We start from the raw sequence: 1,340 nt of genomic DNA, 5'->3' as shown, positions 1-1,340 counted from the left end.
CTCTTTAGCAGATGCCCCGTAAACCCTCGCCCAATCGGGCGGGGATATAAGGGGCGGTAACTCAATGTTTTCTATTGAGTGGTAATATTTTTACTGTATATAATTACAGTATCTCGACATTTAAGGTTTGCCGGTGAAAAGAGCCACAAAAGTACGGATTTACCCCACTGACGAACAGGCGGCATTTTTGAATGCTCAGTTCGGCGCGGTGCGGTTCGCGTACAACAAAGCTCTTCATCTCCAACAGCACATGTTCAAGCGTCACGGGGTTTCACTGAAACCGAAACGCGACCTGAAGCCCTTGCTGGCAGTGGCAAAAAAGTCGCGCAAATACGGCTGGCTGAAAGAGTACGATTCACTCGCCTTGCAGCAGGCGGTAATCAATCTGGACAAGGCGTTTGTCAACTTCTTCAACCCCAAGCTCAAGGCGCGAATGCCAACGTTCAAGAGCAAACGGGGCAGGCAATCGAGCTATCACCCCAATGGCAAAGTGCTGGCCGACGCTATCCAGTTGCCGAAGATGACGCCCATCAGGGCGGTCATTCACCGAGACATAATCGGCGTGGTCTCCAGTATCACAGTCAGCCGTGGCCCGACAGGGAAATACTATGCGTCCATCCTTTGCGATGATGGCTGCGAGGCCCCGGCCAAGTCCACCTTCATCACCGACGTGACCGGCTGTGATATGGGGCTATCCCACTATCTCATCCAGTCCAACGGAAAGAAAACGGATAACCCGCGCCACCTTGTCAATGCCAGCCGCAATCTACGGCGCAAGCAAAAGGCACTGTCTCGCAAGAAAAAGGGCAGCGCCAACCGTGGCAAGGCAAGGCGGCAACTGGCAGCCCTGCACGAACGGGTAGCCAATGCCCGCGCCGATTTTCAGCACAAACTCTCCCGCACGATGGTTGACGATAGTCAAGCGATCATCGTGGAGACATTGAAATCAGCGAACATGATGAAAAACCACAAACTGGCCCGCGCCATAGGCGATGCTGGCTGGCATGGTTTCATCATGAAGCTGGAGTACAAGGCTCAAGCGGCGGGTCGCCACCTAATCAAACTCGATCAGTGGTTTGCCAGCTCGAAACTGTGTAGCGATTGCGGCCACAAGATGCCGGATATGCCGCTGCACCAGCGGCAGTGGGCATGTCCGGCGTGTGGTACAGAGCATGACCGCGACATCAACGCAGCCATGAATATCCAGCAGCAAGGCATATTGGAATTAAAGGCGGCGGGACTCGTCGTTTCTACCCATGGAGGCCAGCGTCAATCTGCCAATTCGGCAGTAGCGGCCTAAGAAGTGGGAAGCCTCGCCGCTTGCGGCGGGGAGCAGTCAC

The 1,340-nt window shown here is 54.6% G+C and carries 1 protein-coding gene; it reads left to right on the top strand.

Annotated features, from left to right (window positions below):
* The first annotated feature begins 133 nt into the window (after window positions 1-133).
* Window positions 134-1,300 (top strand): RNA-guided endonuclease TnpB family protein, encoded by a 1,167-nt coding sequence (locus PG883_RS23475; protein WP_270793652.1) that lies wholly within the window; start codon window positions 134-136, stop codon window positions 1,298-1,300.
* Window positions 1,301-1,340: the final 40 nt, after the last annotated feature.

It is taken from the genome of Aeromonas sp. QDB25 (assembly GCF_027707725.1).
In the GTDB taxonomy this organism is placed as follows: Bacteria; Pseudomonadota; Gammaproteobacteria; order Enterobacterales; family Aeromonadaceae; genus Aeromonas; species Aeromonas caviae.
The sequence above is the reverse complement of the archived record's forward strand: the minus strand, read 5'-3'. Positions and strand labels throughout refer to the sequence as shown.